Source organism: Nitrincola tapanii (assembly GCF_008368715.1).
In the GTDB taxonomy this organism is placed as follows: Bacteria; Pseudomonadota; Gammaproteobacteria; order Pseudomonadales; family Balneatricaceae; genus Nitrincola; species Nitrincola tapanii.
Genome location: NZ_SMRS01000005.1, coordinates 46,284 through 68,303 on the forward strand (window position 1 = coordinate 46,284; position 22,020 = coordinate 68,303).

Consider the following 22,020-nt stretch of genomic DNA (forward strand, 5'->3'; position numbering starts at 1 on the left):
ATCGGATCTCTAGGTCAGTGCTCAAACCGCTGCAGAGGTTTACCTGGTGGCTCGGCACAAACTGATTAATTGGAAAGATGCTTTATATGCGCCATAGCATACAATATATGGTGAAAGGCCAACAGAGTTTGCCGTTGTCACCTCCGGGTGATTAAGGAGAAGTAAGATGACCGACCCTAAAAAACCTCTGGATCCGAAAAAGGGTTTCCCGGAAGCCTATGATCGTATTCTGGATCGTTTGCGTGGATCTTTAGATGACGCCGGGCTGACCACTTGGGAGTCTCTGCAAGCGCGGATTCGGGAAGTGGTGGAGCTAGAAATGGCCGCCGAGGAGATGACGCGAGATGAGCTGGATCTTCTCAGTGCTTATGTAGAGCGTGATTTAAAAAGCCTGGGTTATTATGCCCATGAGACCGGAGAAGGCATTGCCGCTTGGCTGCATTTTGATCTGAACGTGTTGGAGCAGACCCTAATCAAGCGTTTATGGGATCTCGCCGACCAGACGCGTGTTCAGCATGAGCTGCTGCGTGAGCAGCTGTCTCATTCAGAGACGGAATATGTCGCCGGTGAAGTCTCCTTGCCAGGACTCTTTCGCTGCAGCCAATGTGGTGAAGAACAACGCTTATTAAAGACATCCCATCTTCAGCCTTGTGCACGTTGTTCAGCTGTGCTGTTTGAGCGGGTTTCGAAACCTTGGACCACCGAGGATTAAAAAGATCAGGCTCAACACGAGGCTCGGCCAAACGCCCCAGCGTTGATAGGGTGTTTGGCCCTGCAGCGCTGGGGCTTCTGCGCTGAAACTGGTCGCGCTAAAGCGCTCTGCTTGTTTGATGACTTGCCCTTGTGCATCGACCAGGGCGCTAATTCCATCGTTGGTGCCGCGTACTAACCAGCGTCCATTTTCAATGGCTCGCATCCGCGCGATTTGGAAGTGCTGATCCCCTGCTATTGAGCGTCCAAACCAGGCATCGTTAGAGACGGTGAGTAAGAGATCACTGATCGCTGCACTCTTGCGGGTGAGCTCCGGGTAGGCAATTTCGTAACAGATTAACGGCGCAATCGCGAAGTTCTGCACAGCAAGTATCAGCTCGCTACTCGGCGGGAGACTGAACTCCGACATGGGTAAATCAAAGAAGTCGATTAAACCACGTAGCTGTGCTTCGAAAGGTACATATTCACCAAAAGGCACTAAGCGTTGTTTGTGGTAGACCCCCACGCCCACACTAAAGATCGCCAGGCTATTATGAAAAACAGGGCGATCAGGGCTTTCGGCATAGAAGGTCATATAGGGAAAGCCGCTGATAAGTGTAATGTCGAGATCATCCAGCTGATCAAAAAAAGGTTCGACATAGGGGGCGGCTTGGTAATACAGCGTCGGAATGGCAGTTTCTGGCCAGAGGATGAGATCCACATCTAGATGCTGTTGGCTGAGTTGTATCTGTTTGTCTAATAATCCGGGTAAAAAGTCGGCACGCCACTTATCGTGCTGAGAAATATCCGGTTGAATCACCGCCACGCGTAAAGACCCTTTCTCGGGATCGGCTTGAGTCCAGCTTTGCGGCAGAAGTAACAGTAGGGCCGGTAGCAGCCAGACACTTAACCACACAGCACGTTTTTGTTGCCAGGCAGCGTACAGGCTGCAGCCCAGTAATACACTGAGTAAGGATAAGCCCCAGACGCCGGTCACAGCGGCCAAGGGTGCCCAGGGGGTGTCAATCCAGGCATAACCTAAATAGAGCCAGGGGAAGCCAGTCAAAAACCAACTACGCAGCCATTCGAAGAGCAACCATAAACCACAGAAACCTAAGGCACGGTAGAGCGATCGTCCGCACAAGCGTTGATAAAGGTAGGTTTGGCACATAAACAGTAACGCCAGCGCCAGGATAAAGGCCAGAGTCATTAAGCTCGCTAGAGCCGGTGAAGCACCCCCAAAAGTATGGATGCTGACATAGACCCAAGAGACCCCCGCACCAAAAAAGCCTGTGCCATAGGCCAGGCCTAAGAGTGCGCTTTGGCGTGGCGAGAGATGATCGAGCAGAGCGAACAAAAGCGCTGGGCTGAGCAGGGCCAAGAGCCAGAGATTAAAAGGGGCCAGGGCGAGCGTGACGAGCGCACCGGCCAGCAGGGCGAGGACTAAACGCAAAGCCCAAGAAAGAGGCAAAAAGACACGGCTTGAGCTGGGCATTTTAAGTGGGCGTCACCTGAAGCAGACGGATACGGCGATTATCTGCAGACAGCACGGTGAAGTTATAAGCGTTTAAGCTGACGCTTTCACCTTTTTGGGGCAAACGTCCAAAACGTTGGGTGATGATACCACCGAGGGTGTCAAACTCATCATCCGGTAGATCGGCATCGAAGTAGTCATTGAAATCTTCAATCGGTGTCAGTGCTTTAACCAGATAGCCCTTGTCATCGAGAGGTTTGATATTGCCTTCGTCTTCATCCTCATCGTGTTCATCTTCGATTTCACCGACGATCTGCTCTAACACATCTTCTATGGTAATTAAGCCGGAGATACCACCGTACTCATCGACCACGATGGCCATGTGATTACGTGTGGAACGGAATTCACGTAAGAGCACATTCAGGCGTTTACCTTCCGGGATAAAAACGGCAGGACGTACGCAGTCGGCGAGATTAAAGCTTTCCAAATTGCCGCTGAGCATAAAGGGCAAAAGATCTTTCGCCAGAAGAATACCAATGACTTCATCTGGGTTTTCACCGCAGACGGGGAAGCGTGAGTGAGCGGTTTCGATAATCAGGGGAAGGAATTCAAGCGGGGTCTGGTTAACCTGGACCATGGTCATTTGTGCGCGAGGGATCATCGCATCCCGCACCCGCATATCGGAGACCTGCATCGCGCCTTCAATAATATTTAAGGCATCGTTATCCAGTACCCCCGCTTCAGCGGCTTCGTAAAGGCCGGATATCAGATCTTCACGGGTCGGTGGTTCATCAGAAAAGGCTTGCGCCAGTCGGCCTAACCAGCTTTTGCCGGTCGAGCCCGATCGCTCTTCGCTCATACAGTCCTCTAAGCGGATTCGTAAGGGTTGGGAATCCCCAGCCGAGCCAGCAAACTGATTTCCAGTGCTTCCATCTCTTCGGCTTCAGCGTCATTTATATGGTCGAAACCGATGAGATGCAAGAGGCCATGAATGACTAAATGCGCCCAATGGTCGAGTTCCTGTTTGCCCTGTTCCAGAGCTTCTTGCTTCACCACTTCTGCACAGATGACCAGATCCCCGATTGAGTCGATGGGAATCCCAGGCGGTGCTTCGAACGGAAAGGAGAGTACATTGGTCGGATAATCCTTTCCACGCCAGGTGCGGTTGAGTTCTTGGCTCTCTGCGGCGCTGACCAAGCGAATACACACTTCGGCACGTAAGCGACGGCCTTGGAGTGTGGTGTGTGTCCAGAGTTGGAAGGCTTGCGCATCGGGTAAGCCGGAGCGTGGCACTTCGTATTGGAGATCGACTGAGTAGGACATCAGCGTTTACCTGTTTGGGCTTGGCGTTGTGCTTCGTTTTTTTCGTAGCGATCATACGCGAGCACGATGTGTTGTACCAATGGATGACGCACCACATCTTTGGCTTCAAAGTGGGTAAATCCTATGCCTTCAACCCCTTTAAGAACCTCTATGGCATGGACCAGGCCGGAGGCAACACCTTTGGGAAGATCGATCTGAGTGACATCACCGGTAATGACAGCGGTCGAGCCAAAGCCAATACGGGTCAGAAACATTTTCATCTGTTCACGTGTGGTGTTTTGACTCTCATCCAGAATGACAAAGGAGCCGTTCAGCGTACGTCCACGCATGTACGCGAGGGGGGCAATTTCGATGACATTACGCTCGATCAGTTTGGCGACCTTTTCAATTCCGAGCATTTCATAGAGAGCATCATAAAGAGGGCGCAGGTAAGGATCGACTTTTTGTGATAGATCGCCTGGCAAAAAGCCGAGTTTTTCACCCGCTTCCACCGCCGGGCGCACCAGGAGGATGCGGCTGATCTCTTCGCGCTCCAGAGCTTCTACGGCACAGGCTACGGCCAGGTAGGTTTTGCCGGTTCCCGCCGGGCCAATGCCAAAATTAATGTCGAGGCTCTGGATAGAGCGTACATAGCGTTTTTGGTTGTCGCTACGTGGGCGTATCTGCAGTTTACGTGTGCGGATCGTGACATCACGGTCATAGGGGCTAGCAGGAGGAAGCTGCTGCTCGATCCCTGTTTGCTGTAACGCAAGATGAATGTGATCAGGGGTTAAGGCAGTCCCAGCACAGGCCTCGCTATACAGTTGTTGTAAAACCGGCTTGAGCAGGGTGGCGAGCGTGCGGTCTCCAAGAATCTGGAAACGGTTGCCACGACTGAGAATTTCCAGGCCTAGGCGCTGCTCGATCAAGAGCAGATGCTCATTCATCTGCCCGGAAAGGACAGCGAGCGCGGCAGGATTGTCCGGTTCAAGTGAAAAACTGACTGAAGGCTGTGCTGACAAAGGGGTATCCTAGATTTTAGACACTAAGGGTAGAAGGGGGCGCTTTCAGTGAAGCGCCTCGATTTCGGAGCTGATCAGCTCACCCACCAGCGAGTTCGCGTAAGCTTCGACTATCTTGACCTCAGCAAAATAGCCGATCAAGTCAGGATTGTCACAACGGAAATTGACCACACGGTTATTCTCTGTGCGGCCGGAAAGTTGGCCGGGGTCTTTCTTAGAGTAACCATTGACCAGAATCCGCTGAGTGCTACCGACCATGCGGCGACTGATCTGCATCGCTTGTTGAGTGATACGATCCTGTAAAATATTTAGACGCAGTTTTTTGGTTTCTTCGCTGATCGTATCCGGCAAGTCGGCAGCCGGAGTGCCTGGGCGGCGACTGTAGATAAAGCTGAATGAGGAATCAAAGCCAATTTCCTGAATCAGATTCATTGTGGCTTCAAAATCTGCATCGGTTTCACCCGGGAAACCTATGATAAAGTCGGATGAAAAGCTGATTTCAGGACGCAGTTTACGAATGCGGCGCAGTTTGGATTTATATTCCAACACGGTATGGCCGCGTTTCATCGCCATCAGAATACGATCGGAACCACTTTGTACCGGAAGGTGTAGATGGCTGACCAGTTCCGGGACTTCCGCAAACACCTGAATCAAACTGTCACTAAACTCCACCGGATGTGAGGTGGTAAAACGGATACGATCGATGCCTGGGATGGCGGCCACACGACGAATCAGTTCGGCCAGATCGGCATCCACTCCATCCTGGGTCGCACCGCGATAGGCGTTGACGTTCTGACCGAGCAGGTTCACTTCGCGAACTCCCTGTTCAGCCAGTTCTTCGCATTCACGCAACACGTCCTGAAGAGGGCGGCTGACCTCTTCACCGCGGGTGTAAGGGACAACGCAGAAGGTACAATATTTACTGCAGCCTTCCATGATGGAAACAAAGGCTTCCGCGCCTTCCACCTTGGGAGCGGGGAGGTGATCAAACTTTTCAATTTCCGGAAAACTGACGTCGACAATGCCAACAGCGCCCTGGCGTGATTCGTTGATCATCTCAGGTAAACGATGTAGCGTTTGTGGGCCGAAAATCATATCAACATAGGGCGCGCGGTCACGGATCGCAGCACCTTCTTGGCTGGCGACACAGCCGCCGACACCAATAATCAGATCGGGACGCTTCTCTTTGAGCTTGCGCCAGCGCCCCAGCTGGTGAAACACCTTCTCCTGCGCTTTTTCTCGAATCGAGCAGGTATTCAGGAGAAGAACATCGGCCTCATCCGGAGAATCGGTCAATTCCAGCTCATGGCTATCGCCGAGTAAGTCTGCCATGCGCGAAGAATCATATTCGTTCATCTGACAGCCGTGTGTCTTGATAAACAGTTTTTTGGCCATGTCTCACCTGTGTTGCTTAATCGAGAGGAGAAAAAGAGGGCGGATTATAGCGGAGCGACAGAGGATGGACTAGGGATTGATTAAAAAACGATCAGTCTGTACGAAGATAAAGGGTGGAAAAGGCAGGAAAAGTCGGGCGTGGCGTGTGTGCAGGCTCATCCCTGAGCCTTAAAGTATGGGTCTAGAGGAAAATCCATTAAGAGCAGGTGTTGTCGCGGTCACTATCCGGTAAGAAAGAAAGACGGTCTGAGTGATAAAACTCGACCATGCCATCCATATAGATCAGCTCAACCCCCTCGATCTCAAAGCAGTTAAGATCACGGTTCTGCCAAAGTTGCTCCCAGTGACGGCTGCCACTGGCCTGACCGGGTGCAAAGGGGCCAGCTACTCGCAACCAGGTGTTGGGATCACCGGATTTCTTCGAATGCACAATGCGGCCATTACGATCATAGGCGGTGGTTTTGAACATTACGTATTGCACGGTTAAGTCTGTGCCGTTGATGAAGTTGATAAACGCCCCCGCATCACCACGTGCCTGAGGTTTCTCTGGCATCATTTGGCTGATAATGAGCGCCGGTTTAGGCAGGGGAGGTGGCGGTGGAACCTCCACAACAGGTTCAGGTTCAGGTTGTTTTTTCTTAAAAAAAGAGTATTTACAACCTGAAAGGCTGCCAGCCAGAATCAGGGTTAGGGAAAGCGAAAGAATCAACGAGGGTCTGAATGCTGAGCCAAGACTCATTGCACTGCTCCAGATGAGTTAGGTAAGTCGAGCAGGGGTGCCAGTAACGTTTTGGCTGGACGCCCCGGAATTTCGCGTGCCAGTCGTGGCACCAGATAACCCGGTAGCTCACGCTGCAACTCTCCCATCAGCTTTTGCCCAAACTCATCTTCAAGATCAAAATGAGCGGCGCCCGCGACGGGGTCAAACAGGAAGAGATAATACGGGATAACGCCGGCAGCGAAAAGAGTTTCGCTGAGTGTTTTTTGTACAATTAGATTGTCATTGATGCCGCGCAAGAGTACGGCTTGATTCAACAGATGGATACCCTGTTGGCGAGCTTTGGCCAGGTAGAACCTAACCTGGGCGTCGATCTCATTGGGGTGATTGATATGCAGTACCAGTAGCGTATCCAAACGTGATTGGCCGAGACGGCTGATGAGCTGATCCGTCAGTCGCTGCGGAATCACGACCGGCAATCGACTATGGATACGTAAGCGCTTCAACTGCGGAAGCGCTTCAAGATCATCGATGAGTTGTGCAAGGCGCTGATCCGGTGTGGCGAGGGGATCACCTCCTGAAAAAATCACTTCATCCACTTCGGGATGGGCGTGCAGATAGGTCAGCACTTCTTGCCATGGCTCTTTGCCGAGCTGATTGTCGGCATAGTTAAAATGACGACGGAAGCAGTAACGACAGTTAATTGCACAAGCACCACTGAGAATTAACAGGATTCGGTTTTTGTACTTATGAATCAAGCCTGAGGATAAGTTGGCTTGCTTTTCCGCGAGCGGATCCGCGACAAAGCCCGGCACCGCAGTGTGTTCGGTCGCTAAGGGTAAAACTTGCCGTAATAAGGGGTCGTTCGGGTTACCTTTTTCAATCCGCGATAGATAGGGCTCGGGCACTCGAATCGGAAAGAGTTGATGCCCTAACTGAGCACCCTCTAGCAGGGTTTCCGGAAGTTCAAGCGCTTTGAGTAAGCTGGGCGCGTCGCGGATGGCGTCACGCAGAACTTCTTGCCAACTCAGCGCTTCTGAGTCGTTCGCTAGAGGGTGTAGAGGAATCGACATGCTGCAGATTAAGACCGCTGATCAGGGTGAATAAATTGGCCTGCATTCTCGTTTCTAGTAGAATCCCTGTCAATTTTAATCCGATCAAGACACTACAAGGAAAACCCATGGCCAACTATTCCAGTAACCAGTTAAAAAACGGGCTCAAAGTCATGCTTGATGGTGATCCCTGTAACATGCTGGATGTTGAATTTGTTAAGCCCGGCAAAGGCCAGGCCTTCACCCGCGTTAAACTGCGTAACTTGCTAACAGGGCGTGTTTGGGAGCGTACCTTTAAGTCCAATGAAACCATTGAAAGCGCAGATGTAATGGATACCGATATGGAGTATCTGTACAACGATGGTGAGATGTGGCATTTCATGGATCCGAACAGCTTTGAGCAGGTCGCGGCAGAAAAAAACGCTGTCGGTGATGCCGCTAAATGGCTGAAAGAGCAAGATAAGATTACTGTGACTCTGTGGAACGGTAATCCGATTGCGGTCACTCCGCCTAACTTTGTGGAATTGGAAGTCGTGGAAACTGATCCCGGTGTGAAAGGTGACACAGCTCAGGGCGGCTCTAAACCGGCAACCCTGACGACCGGTGCGGTGGTGCGTGTGCCACTGTTTATCGAAATTGGTGAAAAGCTGCGTATTGATACCCGTACCGGTGAATATGTCAGCCGTGCCTGATCTCGATTGGCAACCGAGCGCAGCGCTTGATACGCTGCGTAAACGAGCAGAAGGACTGGCGCTATTGCGCCAGTTTTTTTCTCAGCGCCAGGTGATGGAAGTGGATACCCAACTGTTGTCGCACAGTGCAGGCTGTGATCCATTTATCGATTGCTTTGATGTGCTTTATCGAGCCTTTCCCGGTGCAGAGCCGGAATTCCTATACCTGCAAACTTCTCCCGAATATGCAATGAAGCGTCTACTCAGTGCCGGTAGTGGCCCGATCTACCAGCTCGGTAAGGTGTTTCGTAATGGTGAGCTGGGGCAGCGTCACAACCCTGAGTTCACGATGCTGGAGTGGTATCGCCCCGGTTGGAGCATGGCTGAGTTGATGCAAGAAGTGAGGGCTGTGGTACAGCTGTTTTTGCCGCAGCAAACCTTTGTTGAATGTGAATATCGTAGTCTTTTTCGTCAGCATCTGGGGTGGGATCCTTGCACCACCTCGTTAGCCGAAATCAAGGTTTTTGCACGCCAGCATCTCGATCTCTCTTTTGACGATGAAGATCGTGATACTTGGCTCAATTTATTGATGTCGCACTTGATCGAGCCCCAGCTGCAAGGGGGGGTGTTTGTCACTCATTTTCCCGCTTCACAGGCGGCCTTGGCAAAACGTGTCCATGATGTGGATGGGGAGCCGATGGCCGCACGCTTCGAGTTATATCTGGATGGATTGGAGTTGGCCAATGGGTATCAAGAGCTGACGGATGCTCAGGAGCAGGCGGCACGCTTCCAAGCGGATCAGGCGCAAAGAGCTGCTTTGAATCTGCCAGTGCGCCCCCTGGATCAGCGCTTATTGGCCGCTCTGGCCGCTGGGCAGCCGGAGTCGGCAGGGGTGGCTCTGGGTGTGGATCGCCTGTTTATGCGGGCTTGGGGTAAAGAGACTTTGGCGGAAGTTTTGCCTTTTGCTTTCAGTCGCGCCTAATCTCTTGCCCTAACCGAAGCTTAGGCGGGTAGATGGGTCAAGAGCGCTCGGCGCATGCGTTGACAGGCTTCTGTCAGGAGCGCGCGAGGGCAGCCAAAATTCAAGCGCATAAATCCTTCATCACCAAAATCGCGGCCAGGTGAGAGACCCACACCGGCTTGCTCAAAGAAATGCATTGGGTTTTCTAGGTGCGCAGCGCTCACATCAATCCAAGCCAGATAGGTCGCTTCGATGGGGGCTAGGCTCAGCCCAGGCATGGCGTTCACTTCTTGCAAGAGATAGTCACGGTTAGCACGAAGATACTCTAATTGTGCTTGGTTCCAAGCCTCTCCCTCACGAAAAGCGGCGATAGCGGCGGTGTAACCCAGCAGGTTCACATCCGGTACGATGCCTTTACGCACTCGTTGAAAGGCTTTGCGCAGCTCAGGATTTTGAATCACAGCAAAAGAGCAGCCGAGTCCGGCGATATTAAAGGTTTTGCTCGGGGCCATCAGGGTGATGCAGCGTTGGGCAATGTCCTCACCCAGGCTGGCGAGCGGGATATGTTCTAAGCCTGGCTCGAGGATTAATTCACAGTGGATCTCATCTGAGCAGACAATCAAGTCGTGACGAATAATGCGCTCGGCCAGTGCCTCGAGTTCATGGCGACGATAAACCGTGCCACCGGGATTATGTGGATTGCAGAAAAGCAGCAAGCGGCTGTGTGGAGTGATCGCCGCATCCAGTGCTTCCAGATCCAAAGTCAAACGCCCCTGCTGGCGCTGCATGGGGACTTTCACCAGTTGACGATCAGAAAGGCGCGGTGCGGTCATGAAGGGTGGGTAAATCGGACAGGGGCTGAGCACTTCGCTCTGTGTATCCCCTAGGCTACGGCAGGCGAGGTTGAGTCCTGAAACTAAGCCTGGTAGCCACACCAGCTCTTCTGCTTGCACCGGCCATTGATAGAGCCGAGCTAAACGTGCTTGCACTAGATCGATGAGTTCACTCGGGGTATGGGTGTAACCAAAGACCCCATGATCGATGCGCTGGCGCAAAGCATCAAGAACCGCAGGGGGAGCCATAAAATCGGTATCGGCCACCCACATGGGCAGGATCGCAGTATCTCGATAGCGCTCCCATTTCTCGCTACCGGTATTGCGGCGGTCGATCAGGCGGTCGAAATCTGTAGCATGCATAGGGTGATCCTACCTTCTAATAAATGGAAAGGGGCTAGCTGTACAAGGAGCTATAAGGAGCTCTAAAAGGGCTATCAGGATGATAAACAAAATTATAGTGGACTGGCATTGCAAATAAATGCCCAAGCGCTAGTCTGCTTAGCCATCATCTGTGCCTGAGATCTGTTAAAATTAAAGAATTACCCTCTGTGGCACAGTCGTTTTTTCAAGTTTTGTATCGGGTCTTCTATCTGGAGTTTCAGCATGAGCACGAATCGCGTCATTATTTTTGATACCACTCTGCGGGATGGCGAACAAAGTCCGGGTGCCTCCATGACGCGCGATGAAAAGTTGCGTATTGCTCGACAGTTGGAAAAGATGCGCGTTGATGTCATCGAAGCGGGTTTTGCGATTGCCAGCCCCGGTGATTTTCTGGCGGTGAAAGCGATCGCTGATAGCATTAAAGACAGCACAGTTTGCTCCTTATCACGTGCCTTGGATGCTGATATTGACCGTGCCGGTGAAGCGCTGGCTAATGCGAACTCAGGCCGTATCCATACGTTTATTGCCACCTCCCCGATCCATATGAAATATAAACTACAGATGACGCCGGATCAGGTGGTGGAGAATGCCGTGCGTGCGGTAAAAAGGGCGCGCAATTTGATCGATGATGTTGAGTTTTCTTTAGAGGATGCCAGCCGCTCTGAGCTGGACTTTATGTGCCGTATTATCGAAGCCGTGATCGATGCTGGGGCTCGAACCATTAACATCCCCGATACCGTGGGTTATGCCGTGCCGCAAGAGTATGGCAATACGATTGCGCAATTAATTCAACGTATCCCGAATGCCGATAAAGCGATATTTTCAGTGCACTGTCACAATGATTTGGGTCTAGCGGTGGCGAATTCTCTGTCTGCGATCGCAGCTGGAGCACGTCAGGTCGAGTGTACGATCAATGGATTAGGTGAGCGTGCAGGCAACGCTGCTTTGGAAGAGATCGTCATGGCCTTGCGTACACGCCAGGATGTTATGGGCTTGGAAACAAATATTGATACGACCCAAATCGTACCGGCCTCGCGTTTAGTTTCCAGCATTACCGGCTTTCCAGTACAGCCCAACAAGGCGATTGTCGGAGCGAATGCGTTTGCGCATGAGTCAGGTATTCATCAGGATGGTGTGCTCAAGCATCGTGAGACCTATGAAATCATGACGGCAGAAAGTGTCGGCTGGAATACCAATCGTATGGTGTTGGGTAAGCTCTCAGGGCGCAATGCTTTTCGCAGCCGTTTAGAGGAGTTGGGCACTCAGTTTGCGTCTGAGGCTGAGTTAAATGAAGCCTTTGCGCGCTTTAAAGAGCTGGCCGATAAGAAAAGCGAAATTTTTGATGATGACCTGGTGGCTTTGGTCAGCGACACACGCGCCAGTGCCGGTCATGAAAAATATCGTCTCAGCAGTTTAAGTGTCACCTCACAAACCGGGGAGACTCCGGTGGCTCAGGTGGTTTTAAGTGTCGCAGGCGAAGAAGCGCAGGCGCAATCGAGTGGCGGTGGCCCAGTGGATGCGGCCTTAAAGGCGATTGAAGCGATTGTGGATTCCGGAAGTAATCTTCAACTCTATTCGGTGAATGCCATCACCAGCGGTACTGACTCGCAGGGTGAAGTGACGGTGCGTCTGGAAAAAGGTGGGCGGATCGTCAATGGCCTGGGAGCGGATACGGATATTATTGTCGCTTCAGCTAAAGCCTATATCCATGCGTTGAACATGCTGGATGCCAATATTCAGAAAGCGCATCCCCAGGTTTGATCAGGCATGAGTGAATCGTCATCCAACGCACAGGTGCTGCGACAGCAAGCCTACCTGCAAGCGATGGGGATCGAACGTTGGCTACCTCGGCAGGTGCTGCCGGGAGCGGCGGCTTCGGCATCCTGGGTAGCCGATTTTGTTTGGCCCGCAGCGGCTGAAGATACGCTAGCGGATGAGGTATTTACCGAAGCGCCGGATCTGTCGCCGGAGGTTTCGCTCATGCATCGATCTGCTCAGCCTCAAGCCCGCGTAGGCGAGGTGGCTGGAGTGGTGGCCCGAATCGGATCAGGTGCAGAGGCAAGGGTCAGTGCCTTGGCATCGGTCGGTGCCGATGCTCCGTCCTTAGAGCGGCCACAGGCTTCCAACGCTGTTGTGGCCTTAGAGCCGATTGCGGCCGTGACAACTGGATCGGAATTGACCGTGGCGCTGCCGCCGCGCTTCTCATTGGTCTGGGTCAGCTTGGGAGATCTGCTCTGGATTGATTCACTGCCCCAGCATGCACGGCGAGGTTTTTCATCGGCTCATCTGCGATTGCTCCAGGGCTTATCGCGAGCCATGGGGGTCACGGAAAAGGTGGCCGATGCGACGCCGATACGTCACGATTGGCCAGCCTTTGCCGGTTCTGCGCTGGATCAATCAGCGCCAGAAGCGCTGAAGTCGGTACGTCGGCGCCTAGAGCGGCAGTTAGAGTTTAAGCCAGCGCGTGGTGTGATTTTATGTGGTGAAGCGGCGGCGCAGTGGGTCTTGGAGCGTGATGAAGGCCTCAGCGCTCTGCGTGGTTTGGTGTTTCATCTGCGCCCGGGTGTGCGTGCTCTCGCGACCTACTCCTTAACCGAGATGCTACAACTACCGGAGATGATTAAGCCGGATGTTTGGAAAGATTTGCAAGCTTTAAGCCAAGTCTTGCACCCGAGTCTTAGCGGATGAATGGACAGATTTCACCCTTAGAAATCTCGGCCTTGGCAGAGGTGCAACATCTTGAACCGCTCTGCTTTGATGATCCCTGGCCGACCTCTCTTTGGCAGCATTGTTTGCAAACCTCCCACTTGCAGCCCACCGCTTGGGTTTTACACCAAGGCGAGCAGTTGCTGGCTTTTATCTTGTGTCATGCTGTGTTGGATCAAGCTGAGGTGATGCGTGTGGCGGTGCACCCGGATTGGCAGCGTCAAGGCTGTGCCAGGCGTTTAATGAGTTATGCACTTGATTCTCTACAAAGTCAGGGTATCAGTGAACTGAACCTTGAAGTGCGACGTTCAAATCTAGCAGCCCAAGCCCTCTACCGACGTTTGGGCTTAAGCGAGGTGGGTATCCGTCCTGGCTATTATGATGGAGAGGATGCTTTGTTATTTCAGTCTTGTTTGAATGGCGGTTCGTGATGAGCTTCGCAAATGGATTAATGCAGCCCTTTTGGGTTTGGCTAGCGGCAGCGGTGCAGATCATTTTACTTACCTGGATTGTGACTCGTTTGCCTTGGTCTGTCTTGTTGCGTGAGCGCACGATACAGCATTTGATGTTTGGTTCAGTGGCCGCTTTGGTTTTGTTATGGCAAATGAAAGCCAGTGTGGCGGAGGGTTTGACTATCCATTTTTTGGGCATGACACTGCTGACACTGATGTTTGGCTGGGATCTGGCGATTCTACTTGGAAGCCTGGCGCTGCTGATTGCCTATCTGTTTGCGGCAGGTGGTGTGGATGCTTTGGCTATCCAGATGATTACGCTAGTTGTGGTGCCGGTGTTGGTCAGCTATGGCATTTTGCGTTGGGTTGAAGCGAAGTTACCTCGGAATTTTTTTATCTATTTATTTGCCTGTGCATTTTTTGGAGCCGGTTTTGCGGTGGCGGCTTCAGGTTTGGCGCTCGCCGCTCTGCTTTGGGTGAATCAGGTCTATAGCTGGAGCGAAATCTACCATAATTATGCGATGTATCTCCCTTTGATTATGTTTCCAGAGGGTTTGTTGAACGGCATTATTATGACGGGCATGATGGTTTTCCATCCTGATTGGATACGCACCTTTGATGCGCGTGCCTATATAGATGAGCAATAGTCTAGAGCAACTCTAGCTTGGCATCCCGCTCGTGTATTGAGGTTTTTGCCTCTCCGACTGAGCAGGTGGGTGTGCTGGGAAGTACTTAGACTTAGCGTTTCACTGGATACTTAGCCAGTTTGCGCTGTAGTGTGCGTCGATGCATATTCAACGCCCGCGCCGTCGCGGAAATATTCCCCTCCTGTTCCAACAATACCTTCTGAATATGCTCCCACTCTAAGCGGCTCACGGACATGGGTTCGCTCGGTAGTGCGGCTTCAGCGGTGAAAGCTTGTCCCAACAAGGCTTGTAGAATCTGTTCCGTATCGGCAGGTTTAGGCAGGTAATGATCGGCACCGAGTTTGATCGCCTCGACGGCGGTGGCAATGCTGGCATAGCCGGTCAGCATTAAAATGCGCAGATGAGGTTGCAAAGCACGCAAACGGGGTATGAGCTGTAGGCCACTTTCCTGATCGAGTTTGAGATCAACGCTGGCAAGATCAAAGTGTTCTGTTTCCGCTAGAGAAATGGCAGTTTGCAGATCGCTTGCTACCTGTGTTTGATAGCCTTTGCGTGTTAGAGAACGTGCTAGGACTCGGCTGAACACAGGATCATCATCGACAATGAGAAAATGTGATTCAGACATCTAAGACTTCCTAAGGTGAGTGGTGGGTTCAGATTGGAGAGGAAGACGTACTTCTGTCAAGGTACCACCCTCGGCGCATGAATAGAGTCGGATCTCACCTTGGTGGCGCTCCAGGCTGCTGACACTCAGAAATAAACCTATGCCTAATCCACCTGCGCGTGTCGTGATAAAAGGGGTGCCAAGTTGTTGCAGCTGTTCTGGGCGTATACCTGGTCCGGCATCCTGAATGGAGAGTGTAAGATGTTGCTCTTTTTGACTTAATTTAATTTTAATGTTTTCTGGGCAGGCATCGGCTGCGTTGTTCAATAAATTTAACAGAGCCTGGGGCAAGGTTGAATCACAGAGTAGATACACCCTTTGTGTGAGTTGATTGTCCAGTTGATAGCGGACTTCAGGTCGCAGAAGTTGCCATTCATCGAGCAGGGTCTCGATCAACTCTAAAGCGGGTTGAACCTCAGGCTCTTGGGCCGCTTGGTGGACGAGGCGGTGTAACTTTTGTGAACACAGCTCAACCTGTTGTTGCATCAGTGACAGGTCGTCTAACTCGGGATGGCTAGCGGCAAGATCCTGTAGCAGAATTTTCAAAGTGGACAGTGGCGTGCCGAGTTCATGTGCAGTGCCGGCCGTGACGCTCGCGAGCATGAGCAGTTGTTCGTCTCTGAGACGTTGCTCACGAGCCTGCTGTAACTGAGCCTCCTGTTGTTGCAAGGTTTGGCGCATGCGCACAATAAAAAGAGAGATGAGGAGTGCGGTCAGGATGAAGTTGAGCCAGAGGCCGGTGCGATGCAGATCCACAAGCTGGACTAACGCATGATGATGGCCTGAACTGAAGGCTTCGAGAGGTGTACTTTGGCGCAGTAAAATGGTGTAAAGCGCGGCCACAATCAGTGCCATAAGACTGGTGTATAAACCATTTAATGTGGCAGCGGTAATCAGTAGCGGAGTCAGCAGTAAAAAAATAAAGGGGTTACTGGCCCCGCCAAGTGGGTAAAGCAGGCTGGCGCAGAGAATGGCATCGGCACAGAGTTGGCTAAAGAGTTCAGCGTGGATCACCGGCCAATTTGAATGTAAGCGCAGATACGTGAAGATGAGCAAGAGCAGCATGGCGCTTAAACTGATGATAATCAGCGTCAGATCGGTATCAAAGCCGGGTAAACTGAGGGCAAAAACGATTAAGCCACAAAGGCTGAGAAAAATAACGGCACGAATGTAAGTGAGATGTAACAGGTGCTGATGATGTTGTTGCGGTGAAGTCATGTCGCCGTCAGTCCTGAATCGGAACCTACTAAGTGGGGCAGTATAACCTGAATCTAGGGAACCCTGAGTGCGTCATAAGGTCGCAGAAAAGAATTCGCTTTATGAAATTTAATTGAAGGAGTCCGCATGAAGATAAAACTGATCCTGATCACCTGTCTTGTCAGCCTCAGTACAAGTGTTTGGGCGGATCGTATCAAGCCAGAAGATGCCGTTGAGTACCGTCAGTCAGCTTTTCGTTTAATGGGAGCGCAGCTGAGTGTCATGAATCCTCTGCATCGGCGTCAGGCCTATGACGATGAACAATTTGCGTATCGTGCCCAGGTACTCAGTCAGTTAAGTGCCTTGGCTCTGGAGCATTTCACTGAGGAAAGCAAAGGTATTAAAAGTCGTTCTCATGCACGCGTTTGGGAGGAAAAGGAGCGTTTTACCCAGAGTATGCAAGAGTTTGAAGCCATCACCGCCAATTTGGCAGAAACGGCTGCATCCGGGAATAAGCGTGCCACACGTGATGCTTTCCGTCAGACATTACAGAGCTGCAAAGCTTGCCATGATCGTTATCGGCTAGATTAAGTGTTTACGGCAGTGTAGTAGCATTGCCGATTTCTATAGATCTTAAATATGTTACGATATAACATATACATTAATCTTTATTAATGTATATGGAGTTGACTCAATGCTTTCATCGCGGCCCATCTCTCAATTGAAGCTTTCATTTCTGTCGATTGCGTTAGGCTTGGCGTGGGTGCCCTTGAGTCACGCTCATATTGAGCATCCTGATAGCATCGAATTGGATGAAATCAAAGTTGAGACCTCAGCGCTGTCATTGCAGCTCAGTCGAGATGTGAACATAGAAGATTTGTCCCGCACCCTCGCGAAAGACCTTGATGACGTTTTTAGGTTGGAGCCCAGCGTTCAGGTCGGCACAGGTTCACGTAATGCCCAAAAGATTTTTTTACGTGGAGTAGAGGATTTATTACTTAATGTGCAGGTCGATGGTGCGCGTCGGGGCGCAAACGTGTTTCATCATCAAGGGCGTATTCAGATAGATCCCTTCTTACTTAAACAAGCCCGTGTCTTAACCGGTCCAGCGGCTGCTGATGCAGGCCCTGGTGCTCTAGGTGGCAGTGTGGTCTTTGAAACTGTGGATGCGCAGGATTTGCTTAAGGCTGACCAGACATTTGGAGCTCGTGTTGGTACTCAGTATGAAAGTGCGAGTGATTTAAAGGGCGGTTTGGTGTCATTGTATGCTCAGCCCACTGATCATTTGGGTGTGCTACTTTATGCTCGCGAAAACAAAAACTCTGAAATGCGGGCAGGTGGAGGAGACAAGCTTAAATCAACCGATGGTGAATATACGAACTATCTTTTGAAGGCTAGTTTACTGGATCAGAATGGTCATAACTTACGCATTTCAACCCAGCAAAGTGCAAATTATGGCGGCGCTTTAAGAGGGAATTGGCCTTGGCAAACAAATCAAGGAACGCTTCGTGCCCAAGATCAACAGCGCTTAGCGGAAAGCTCCCACAACATAGGCTATCAATATCGTCCAGAAGGGCAAGAGCAAATCGATTTTCGATGGGATCTATATCAAAGTGAAACAGGACTTAAACGCTTTTTACCGACAGGCAGTGAGGAGTGGTTAACTCAAAGTTATGGAACCAATCTTCGCAATACGCAAAGCGTTGATTTAGGTGCTGTGCAGCATAGCTTCACCTATGGAGTGGACTACTTTAAGGATAAAGGAGTCAGTCGTGATGCAGATTATTCGCTTAGTGAAACGGGTCAGAATTTTGGTTTATACCTACAAGATCGCTTGAGGTTAGGGGCATGGAGCTTTTCGGCAGGACTGAGATATGACATGTATCGTACTGACTATGCAGATATGTACAAAGCATCAGGGCGAGAACTTTCCCCTAATTTGAGTGCAGAATGGGATCTTCTACAGGGAGACACGCAATTGACCCTTTTTGCGGGTTATGGGGAGTCGATCCGTGGAGGACGTTTGAATCAAGCGGGCTGGTTAACCAAGTACTCTGATGATTTTGTGTTGGGGGAAAATGGCAAATTAAAACCTGAAGCCGCAAAGCTGAGCGAAGCAGGTTTGCGTTGGCATGATTTGAACCTGTTTAGACAAGGCGATCATGCGGGGCTAGAACTCACTTTCTATCACACTCGAATTGATGATTATTTGATTACAACAGGGGAGGGGCCGGGGGCAAAAACAGATCGAATCTTTAATGCCGAAGGGCAGGTGATCAGCCAGGGGTTTGAGTTGCGAGGTCATTGGGGAATAGAAAACTGGCTGCTCAATTTGGGTTACAGTCATAATCGTTTGCGTGGTTATGATGGCCTGCCTGCGGATACAACAGGTGATTCGGCTCGAGTAGGGGCTTCGGTAGGAAATAGATGGATATTAGACCTACTCTGGCAAGCACAGCCCGAATTGAGTCTGGGATATACCTTGACGGCCGTTGAGCGTTTAAAAGATGTACGGCCTGGGCGCCCACAAAAACCGGGTTATGTGGTGCATGATCTGCAGATGCAATGGCAACCTAGTCTCGCGCAAGATCAGTTACGATTCATCCTTGCACTTGAAAATATTTTTGATAAGCGTTATGCCGAACATACTAGTGTCAGAGCATTTGGGGCGAACTCTCAAGAGTTTGTGAGTTGGGAAGCAGGGCGTAATCTTCGATTGGGTATGGACTGGTTTTTCTAATAAAAAATATGTTATATCATAACAATTATTTTTGTTATGAGAAAAGCATCATGGCGCTTGTTGAGCCTCAACCTATACAACCCCAATTCTGTTATGAGGCCTCACAGCCTAGGGCGCTTTCACAGATCTATCAGCCTGCTACACAAATAGCAGTTTGGCACGGAGATTGGGGGGTAGAGGCTCTGAATTATGTTGAATCTCTACGAGATTTGCAGTCAGCACTATCGTTACGACAGATTCTTCAGCCTCAGGAGCTAAGTGACTATTTGCAAAGTAGTTTGCCAACAGCTGAGGGTAAGCAAGCCTTAATCGAAGGCATCTCACTAGTAGGTGATATGTTTGGCTATCTCTTTGAGTTGGATCGTTTAGGCTTTCGCTTGGCGATTTTAGAGCAGGCCATGTGTCCAAAATTTCATCGTGATCAAGTACCCTGTCGTCTAGTCTGTACTTTGCGTGGTGCTGCGACAGAGTGGTTGGACGGAAAGCAAGCGTATGACTGGATGCAAAATCCAGCGGCTGAAAGTACTTGTCATCAGCTGCAAACGGGTCATGTGGCTTTGCTCAAGGGCAAGGGTTGGCTAAACAATGAAGATCAGGGCTTAGTGCATCGCTCTCCTCAGGTAAAAAAAGGCGATTGGCGTTTGTTCTTTTCGATGGACTTTGCGCATTAAGTTAATTCAACCAACGTGCTAAAAGCTCAGCCAAACCCTTGAGATGATAAGGCTTGGCAAGGAAGTCGTTCATACCGCACTCGATGCACAAACGGCGATCCTCTGCGGTAGCATTGGCGGTGAGTGCTGCAATCGGGACACGGAAGTCGCTTTGTCTGAGGAGGCGCGTGGCGGTGTAACCGTCCATGACCGGCATCTGGCAATCCATCAAAACAAGATCGTAAACTCCTTCACGTGCCATCTCTAAGGCCTCTTGGCCGTTTTGTGCTAGATCCGCCTGAATCGCAAATTTTTCAAGCAGTTTTAATGCTAGTTTTTGATTCACCAAATTATCTTCTACCAACAAAATCCGTTTGCCTGGATACAGGGTTTGGCCATTACTCTCTACTTTTTCAATCGGAGCCTCACAAGGACGCAGGGGTAAGCTGAACCAAAATTCACTGCCTTGGCCCTCTTTGCTCTCCAAACCCATTTGCCCCTGCATGAGTTTGACCAGTTCTTGGGAAATTTTTAGTCCCAGGCCTGTCCCGCCATATTTTCGACTGGTTGAGCTATCGGCCTGAGCAAAACTTTTGAATAGGCGCTCTTGAGTTTGCGAACTGATGCCGATGCCGGTATCGCGCACGCTGAGGCGGAGCGTTTGGTCAAGACGATGTGCACGCACACAGATTTCACCCTGTTCGGTAAATTTCAGGGCATTCGAAAGTAGGTTGTTGAGAATTTGGCGCAGTCGTAAGGAGTCGCCCAGAATCCAAGAGGGTAGATCTGGTCCGATTTCCAGACGCAGTTCCAGTTTGCGTGCTTGCGCAGCAGGATTAAAGATCTCTTTTAAATTATTCAGAAGTTGCGGCAAATGGACAGGTGCCTGTTCCAGCGTCATTTTTCCCGCTTCAATTTTGGAGAAATCCAAGATGTCATTGACCAAACCAAGCAGTAATTCTGCTGAACTTTGCGCTAAACGCACCTGCTCTGCTTGATGCTCATCCAGCTCACTGTGTTGCAGTAGAGAGAGCATGCCGATTACGCCATTAATTGGGGTGCGAATTTCATGGCTCATATTGGCCAAGAATTGGCTCTTGGCGAGATTGGCTTTGACCATGGCCTGATGCGAAGTTTGTAACTCTAAAGCTGAAGCGTTGATGCCTAGTTTGAGGGCATTCAAATCACCGGGGTAGTCTCCGGTCATACGGCGGTCAAAATCCCCCTGGGCGATGGCGTGAATAACGGAGCTGGATTCTTGTAGACTGGCTTGCAGACTATTCAGAAGACGGTTGAAGTTGATCAGCAAATTGCCCAGCTCATCGTGACGTTTCACTTTTAGGCGCTGCGAAAACTCACCGGCTTGCAAGATATGGTTGATGCAATCGGCCAAGTATTGGATGGGTTGAATAATGCGCTGTTTTACCAGCATCAATAACAGCGCCACAATTAAGATGATGATCGCGACAATGATGGCCGTTACGGTCAACAGAGCATTACGGCTTTCATCTATTTTGGCATTCAGACTATCGGCTTGAGCGGTCAAAAGATGGCGGCCGATCAGTTGTCCCGAGTCATCATAGACGGGTAGGTCAAATTGAATCTCGTTGTCGATTAAATAGGCCTGAGGTGTGGTGCTCGGGGGATGCATACGGGCGATGACACGATCAGCATGGGCTAAATCAAACCAGGTTTCATGGGCGAGCAGGTAGTCATTACCATAACGTTTATTGGCGTGATACACCGGCGGGATTTGGCCGGAGAAGCGTTGCTCCAGACCCGCAATATCCACCAGAAGAGTCCATTCCAAACCCGCCTCTCTGAGGCTTTTGACAACCGAATAGACGCCTTGTGTGACCGAAATCAGACCTAATAATTCGCCCTCTTCAATGACCGGTGCAAATCCAATAATGCCCACACCGGCGTTGCCTATCCCAAAGCTGGCAACCGATCGGCGTTCACTGAGAGCCACTTTAACCAACGGATGGGGAGCCGGTTGTCCTTGGAAGTCTGGATCCCAGGAACGTGCAAGAATGAGGGTATCGGCACGTATCACCTGTGCACGTATGCCCTGATAGGGCGTGATGGCGGCGTAGTCTTCGGTCAGATTGTTTAACGCAGAAAAGGCGAGCGCATGATCCTGATGACGCAGCCCCTCGCGCACGCGCGGATCACGTGCTAGGCTGGCGGCGACTGAAAGGACAGAATCCTCTTTAGAGAGAAGGCGTAGGCTCAGCTCCTTTTCCGCGACCACCATCGCTTCAGCGCTGGCTTGTTGGTCCAAGGGCGCGACTGTCGTTTGGTACATGATGACGATCAGGAAAGAGAGAATCACCAGTGAGGCGAAGACAGCACTCAAAATGAGGGAGCGAAAGATACTGGTGGTGGGCATCAAGTCTGTACTCGTCGATAAGCTTTAAATGACAAAGTTAGCATCCTAATCCCATCGAAACCGTCAGGCA

At 50.9% G+C, this 22,020-nt stretch carries 21 protein-coding genes; 10 read left to right on the forward strand and 11 right to left on the reverse strand.

Going from position 1 to position 22,020, the window contains the following annotated elements; all coding sequences use genetic code 11:
* Nucleotides 1-166: 166 nt before the first annotated feature.
* Nucleotides 167-712 carry a zinc ribbon-containing protein gene (locus tag E1H14_RS07315; RefSeq protein ID WP_149390811.1) on the forward strand — a complete coding sequence of 182 codons (546 nt, stop codon included), beginning with the start codon at nt 167-169 and terminating at the stop codon, nt 710-712.
* Here the strand turns inward: E1H14_RS07315 and lnt are convergent.
* The 7 genes from lnt to epmB form a co-directional block, all read right to left on the reverse strand.
* Nucleotides 662-2,185, reverse strand: a complete 1,524-nt coding sequence (lnt, locus tag E1H14_RS07320) for an apolipoprotein N-acyltransferase (protein WP_149390812.1) — start codon at nt 2,183-2,185, stop codon at nt 662-664. The genes E1H14_RS07315 and lnt overlap by 51 nt on opposite strands.
* A gap of 1 nt (nt 2,186) precedes the next feature.
* Nucleotides 2,187-3,023, reverse strand: coding sequence for an HlyC/CorC family transporter (locus E1H14_RS07325; protein WP_149390813.1), 837 nt, complete (start codon nt 3,021-3,023; stop codon nt 2,187-2,189).
* Nucleotides 3,024-3,031: 8 nt separating this feature from the next.
* On the reverse strand, nt 3,032-3,487 hold the full coding sequence (ybeY, locus tag E1H14_RS07330; RefSeq protein ID WP_149390814.1) for an rRNA maturation RNase YbeY: 456 nt from the start codon (nt 3,485-3,487) through the stop codon (nt 3,032-3,034).
* The gene (locus E1H14_RS07335) at nt 3,487-4,488 is read right to left on the reverse strand and encodes a PhoH family protein (protein WP_149390815.1); all 1,002 of its coding nucleotides are present in this window, start codon (nt 4,486-4,488) and stop codon (nt 3,487-3,489) included. The genes ybeY and E1H14_RS07335 overlap by 1 nt, the downstream gene beginning before the upstream one ends.
* A gap of 45 nt (nt 4,489-4,533) precedes the next feature.
* Nucleotides 4,534-5,883, reverse strand: a complete 1,350-nt coding sequence (gene miaB / locus E1H14_RS07340; RefSeq protein ID WP_149390816.1) for a tRNA (N6-isopentenyl adenosine(37)-C2)-methylthiotransferase MiaB — start codon at nt 5,881-5,883, stop codon at nt 4,534-4,536.
* Between the two features lie 196 nt (nt 5,884-6,079).
* On the reverse strand, nt 6,080-6,622 hold the full coding sequence (locus tag E1H14_RS07345) for a hypothetical protein (RefSeq protein ID WP_149390817.1): 543 nt from the start codon (nt 6,620-6,622) through the stop codon (nt 6,080-6,082).
* Nucleotides 6,619-7,674, reverse strand: coding sequence for an EF-P beta-lysylation protein EpmB (gene epmB, locus E1H14_RS07350; protein ID WP_149390818.1), 1,056 nt, complete (start codon nt 7,672-7,674; stop codon nt 6,619-6,621). The genes E1H14_RS07345 and epmB overlap by 4 nt, the downstream gene beginning before the upstream one ends.
* 107 nt (nt 7,675-7,781) lie before the next feature.
* Between epmB and efp the strand changes: the two genes are divergently transcribed.
* The gene (gene efp / locus E1H14_RS07355; protein ID WP_149390819.1) at nt 7,782-8,345 is read left to right on the forward strand and encodes an elongation factor P; all 564 of its coding nucleotides are present in this window, start codon (nt 7,782-7,784) and stop codon (nt 8,343-8,345) included.
* Nucleotides 8,329-9,306 carry an EF-P lysine aminoacylase EpmA gene (gene epmA / locus E1H14_RS07360; RefSeq protein WP_149390820.1) on the forward strand — a complete coding sequence of 326 codons (978 nt, stop codon included), beginning with the start codon at nt 8,329-8,331 and terminating at the stop codon, nt 9,304-9,306. Before efp ends, epmA begins: the two co-directional genes overlap by 17 nt.
* A 20-nt stretch (nt 9,307-9,326) precedes the next feature.
* On the opposite strand, the gene E1H14_RS07365 is transcribed toward epmA, so the two are convergent.
* A complete protein-coding gene (locus E1H14_RS07365) occupies nt 9,327-10,481 on the reverse strand; it encodes a MalY/PatB family protein (RefSeq protein ID WP_149390821.1) in 1,155 nt (384 codons plus the stop codon).
* Between the two features lie 243 nt (nt 10,482-10,724).
* On the opposite strand from E1H14_RS07365, the gene E1H14_RS07370 reads away from it, so the two are divergent.
* The 4 genes from E1H14_RS07370 to E1H14_RS07385 are packed head-to-tail and all read left to right on the forward strand — an operon-like array spanning nt 10,725 to nt 14,307.
* On the forward strand, nt 10,725-12,263 hold the full coding sequence (locus E1H14_RS07370) for a 2-isopropylmalate synthase (protein ID WP_149390822.1): 1,539 nt from the start codon (nt 10,725-10,727) through the stop codon (nt 12,261-12,263).
* 6 nt (nt 12,264-12,269) lie between these two features.
* On the forward strand, nt 12,270-13,190 hold the full coding sequence (locus E1H14_RS07375) for a uracil-DNA glycosylase family protein (protein WP_149390823.1): 921 nt from the start codon (nt 12,270-12,272) through the stop codon (nt 13,188-13,190).
* Nucleotides 13,187-13,639 (forward strand): ribosomal protein S18-alanine N-acetyltransferase, encoded by a 453-nt coding sequence (rimI, locus tag E1H14_RS07380; RefSeq protein WP_149390824.1) that lies wholly within the window; start codon nt 13,187-13,189, stop codon nt 13,637-13,639. Before E1H14_RS07375 ends, rimI begins: the two co-directional genes overlap by 4 nt.
* Entirely contained in the window at nt 13,639-14,307 is a 669-nt protein-coding gene (locus tag E1H14_RS07385) for an energy-coupling factor ABC transporter permease (RefSeq protein WP_149390825.1), read from the forward strand. Before rimI ends, E1H14_RS07385 begins: the two co-directional genes overlap by 1 nt.
* A gap of 91 nt (nt 14,308-14,398) precedes the next feature.
* Here E1H14_RS07385 and E1H14_RS07390 read toward each other — a convergent pair whose 3' ends face one another.
* Nucleotides 14,399-14,932 (reverse strand): response regulator transcription factor, encoded by a 534-nt coding sequence (locus tag E1H14_RS07390; protein ID WP_149390826.1) that lies wholly within the window; start codon nt 14,930-14,932, stop codon nt 14,399-14,401.
* Nucleotides 14,933-16,189 (reverse strand): ATP-binding protein, encoded by a 1,257-nt coding sequence (locus E1H14_RS07395; protein ID WP_149390827.1) that lies wholly within the window; start codon nt 16,187-16,189, stop codon nt 14,933-14,935. It lies immediately after the preceding gene.
* Between the two features lie 126 nt (nt 16,190-16,315).
* On the opposite strand from E1H14_RS07395, the gene E1H14_RS07400 reads away from it, so the two are divergent.
* The 3 genes from E1H14_RS07400 to E1H14_RS07410 all read left to right on the forward strand — a co-directional run bounded on the left by E1H14_RS07400 (nt 16,316) and on the right by E1H14_RS07410 (nt 19,579).
* A complete protein-coding gene (locus E1H14_RS07400; protein ID WP_149390828.1) occupies nt 16,316-16,759 on the forward strand; it encodes a c-type cytochrome in 444 nt (147 codons plus the stop codon).
* 103 nt (nt 16,760-16,862) lie between these two features.
* A complete protein-coding gene (locus E1H14_RS07405; RefSeq protein ID WP_149390829.1) occupies nt 16,863-18,908 on the forward strand; it encodes a TonB-dependent receptor domain-containing protein in 2,046 nt (681 codons plus the stop codon).
* Nucleotides 18,909-18,958: 50 nt separating this feature from the next.
* A complete protein-coding gene (locus tag E1H14_RS07410) occupies nt 18,959-19,579 on the forward strand; it encodes a DUF1826 domain-containing protein (RefSeq protein WP_160142043.1) in 621 nt (206 codons plus the stop codon).
* Between the two features lies 1 nt (nt 19,580).
* Here E1H14_RS07410 and E1H14_RS07415 read toward each other — a convergent pair whose 3' ends face one another.
* Nucleotides 19,581-21,950 carry an ATP-binding protein gene (locus E1H14_RS07415; protein WP_149390831.1) on the reverse strand — a complete coding sequence of 790 codons (2,370 nt, stop codon included), beginning with the start codon at nt 21,948-21,950 and terminating at the stop codon, nt 19,581-19,583.
* Nucleotides 21,951-22,020: the final 70 nt, after the last annotated feature.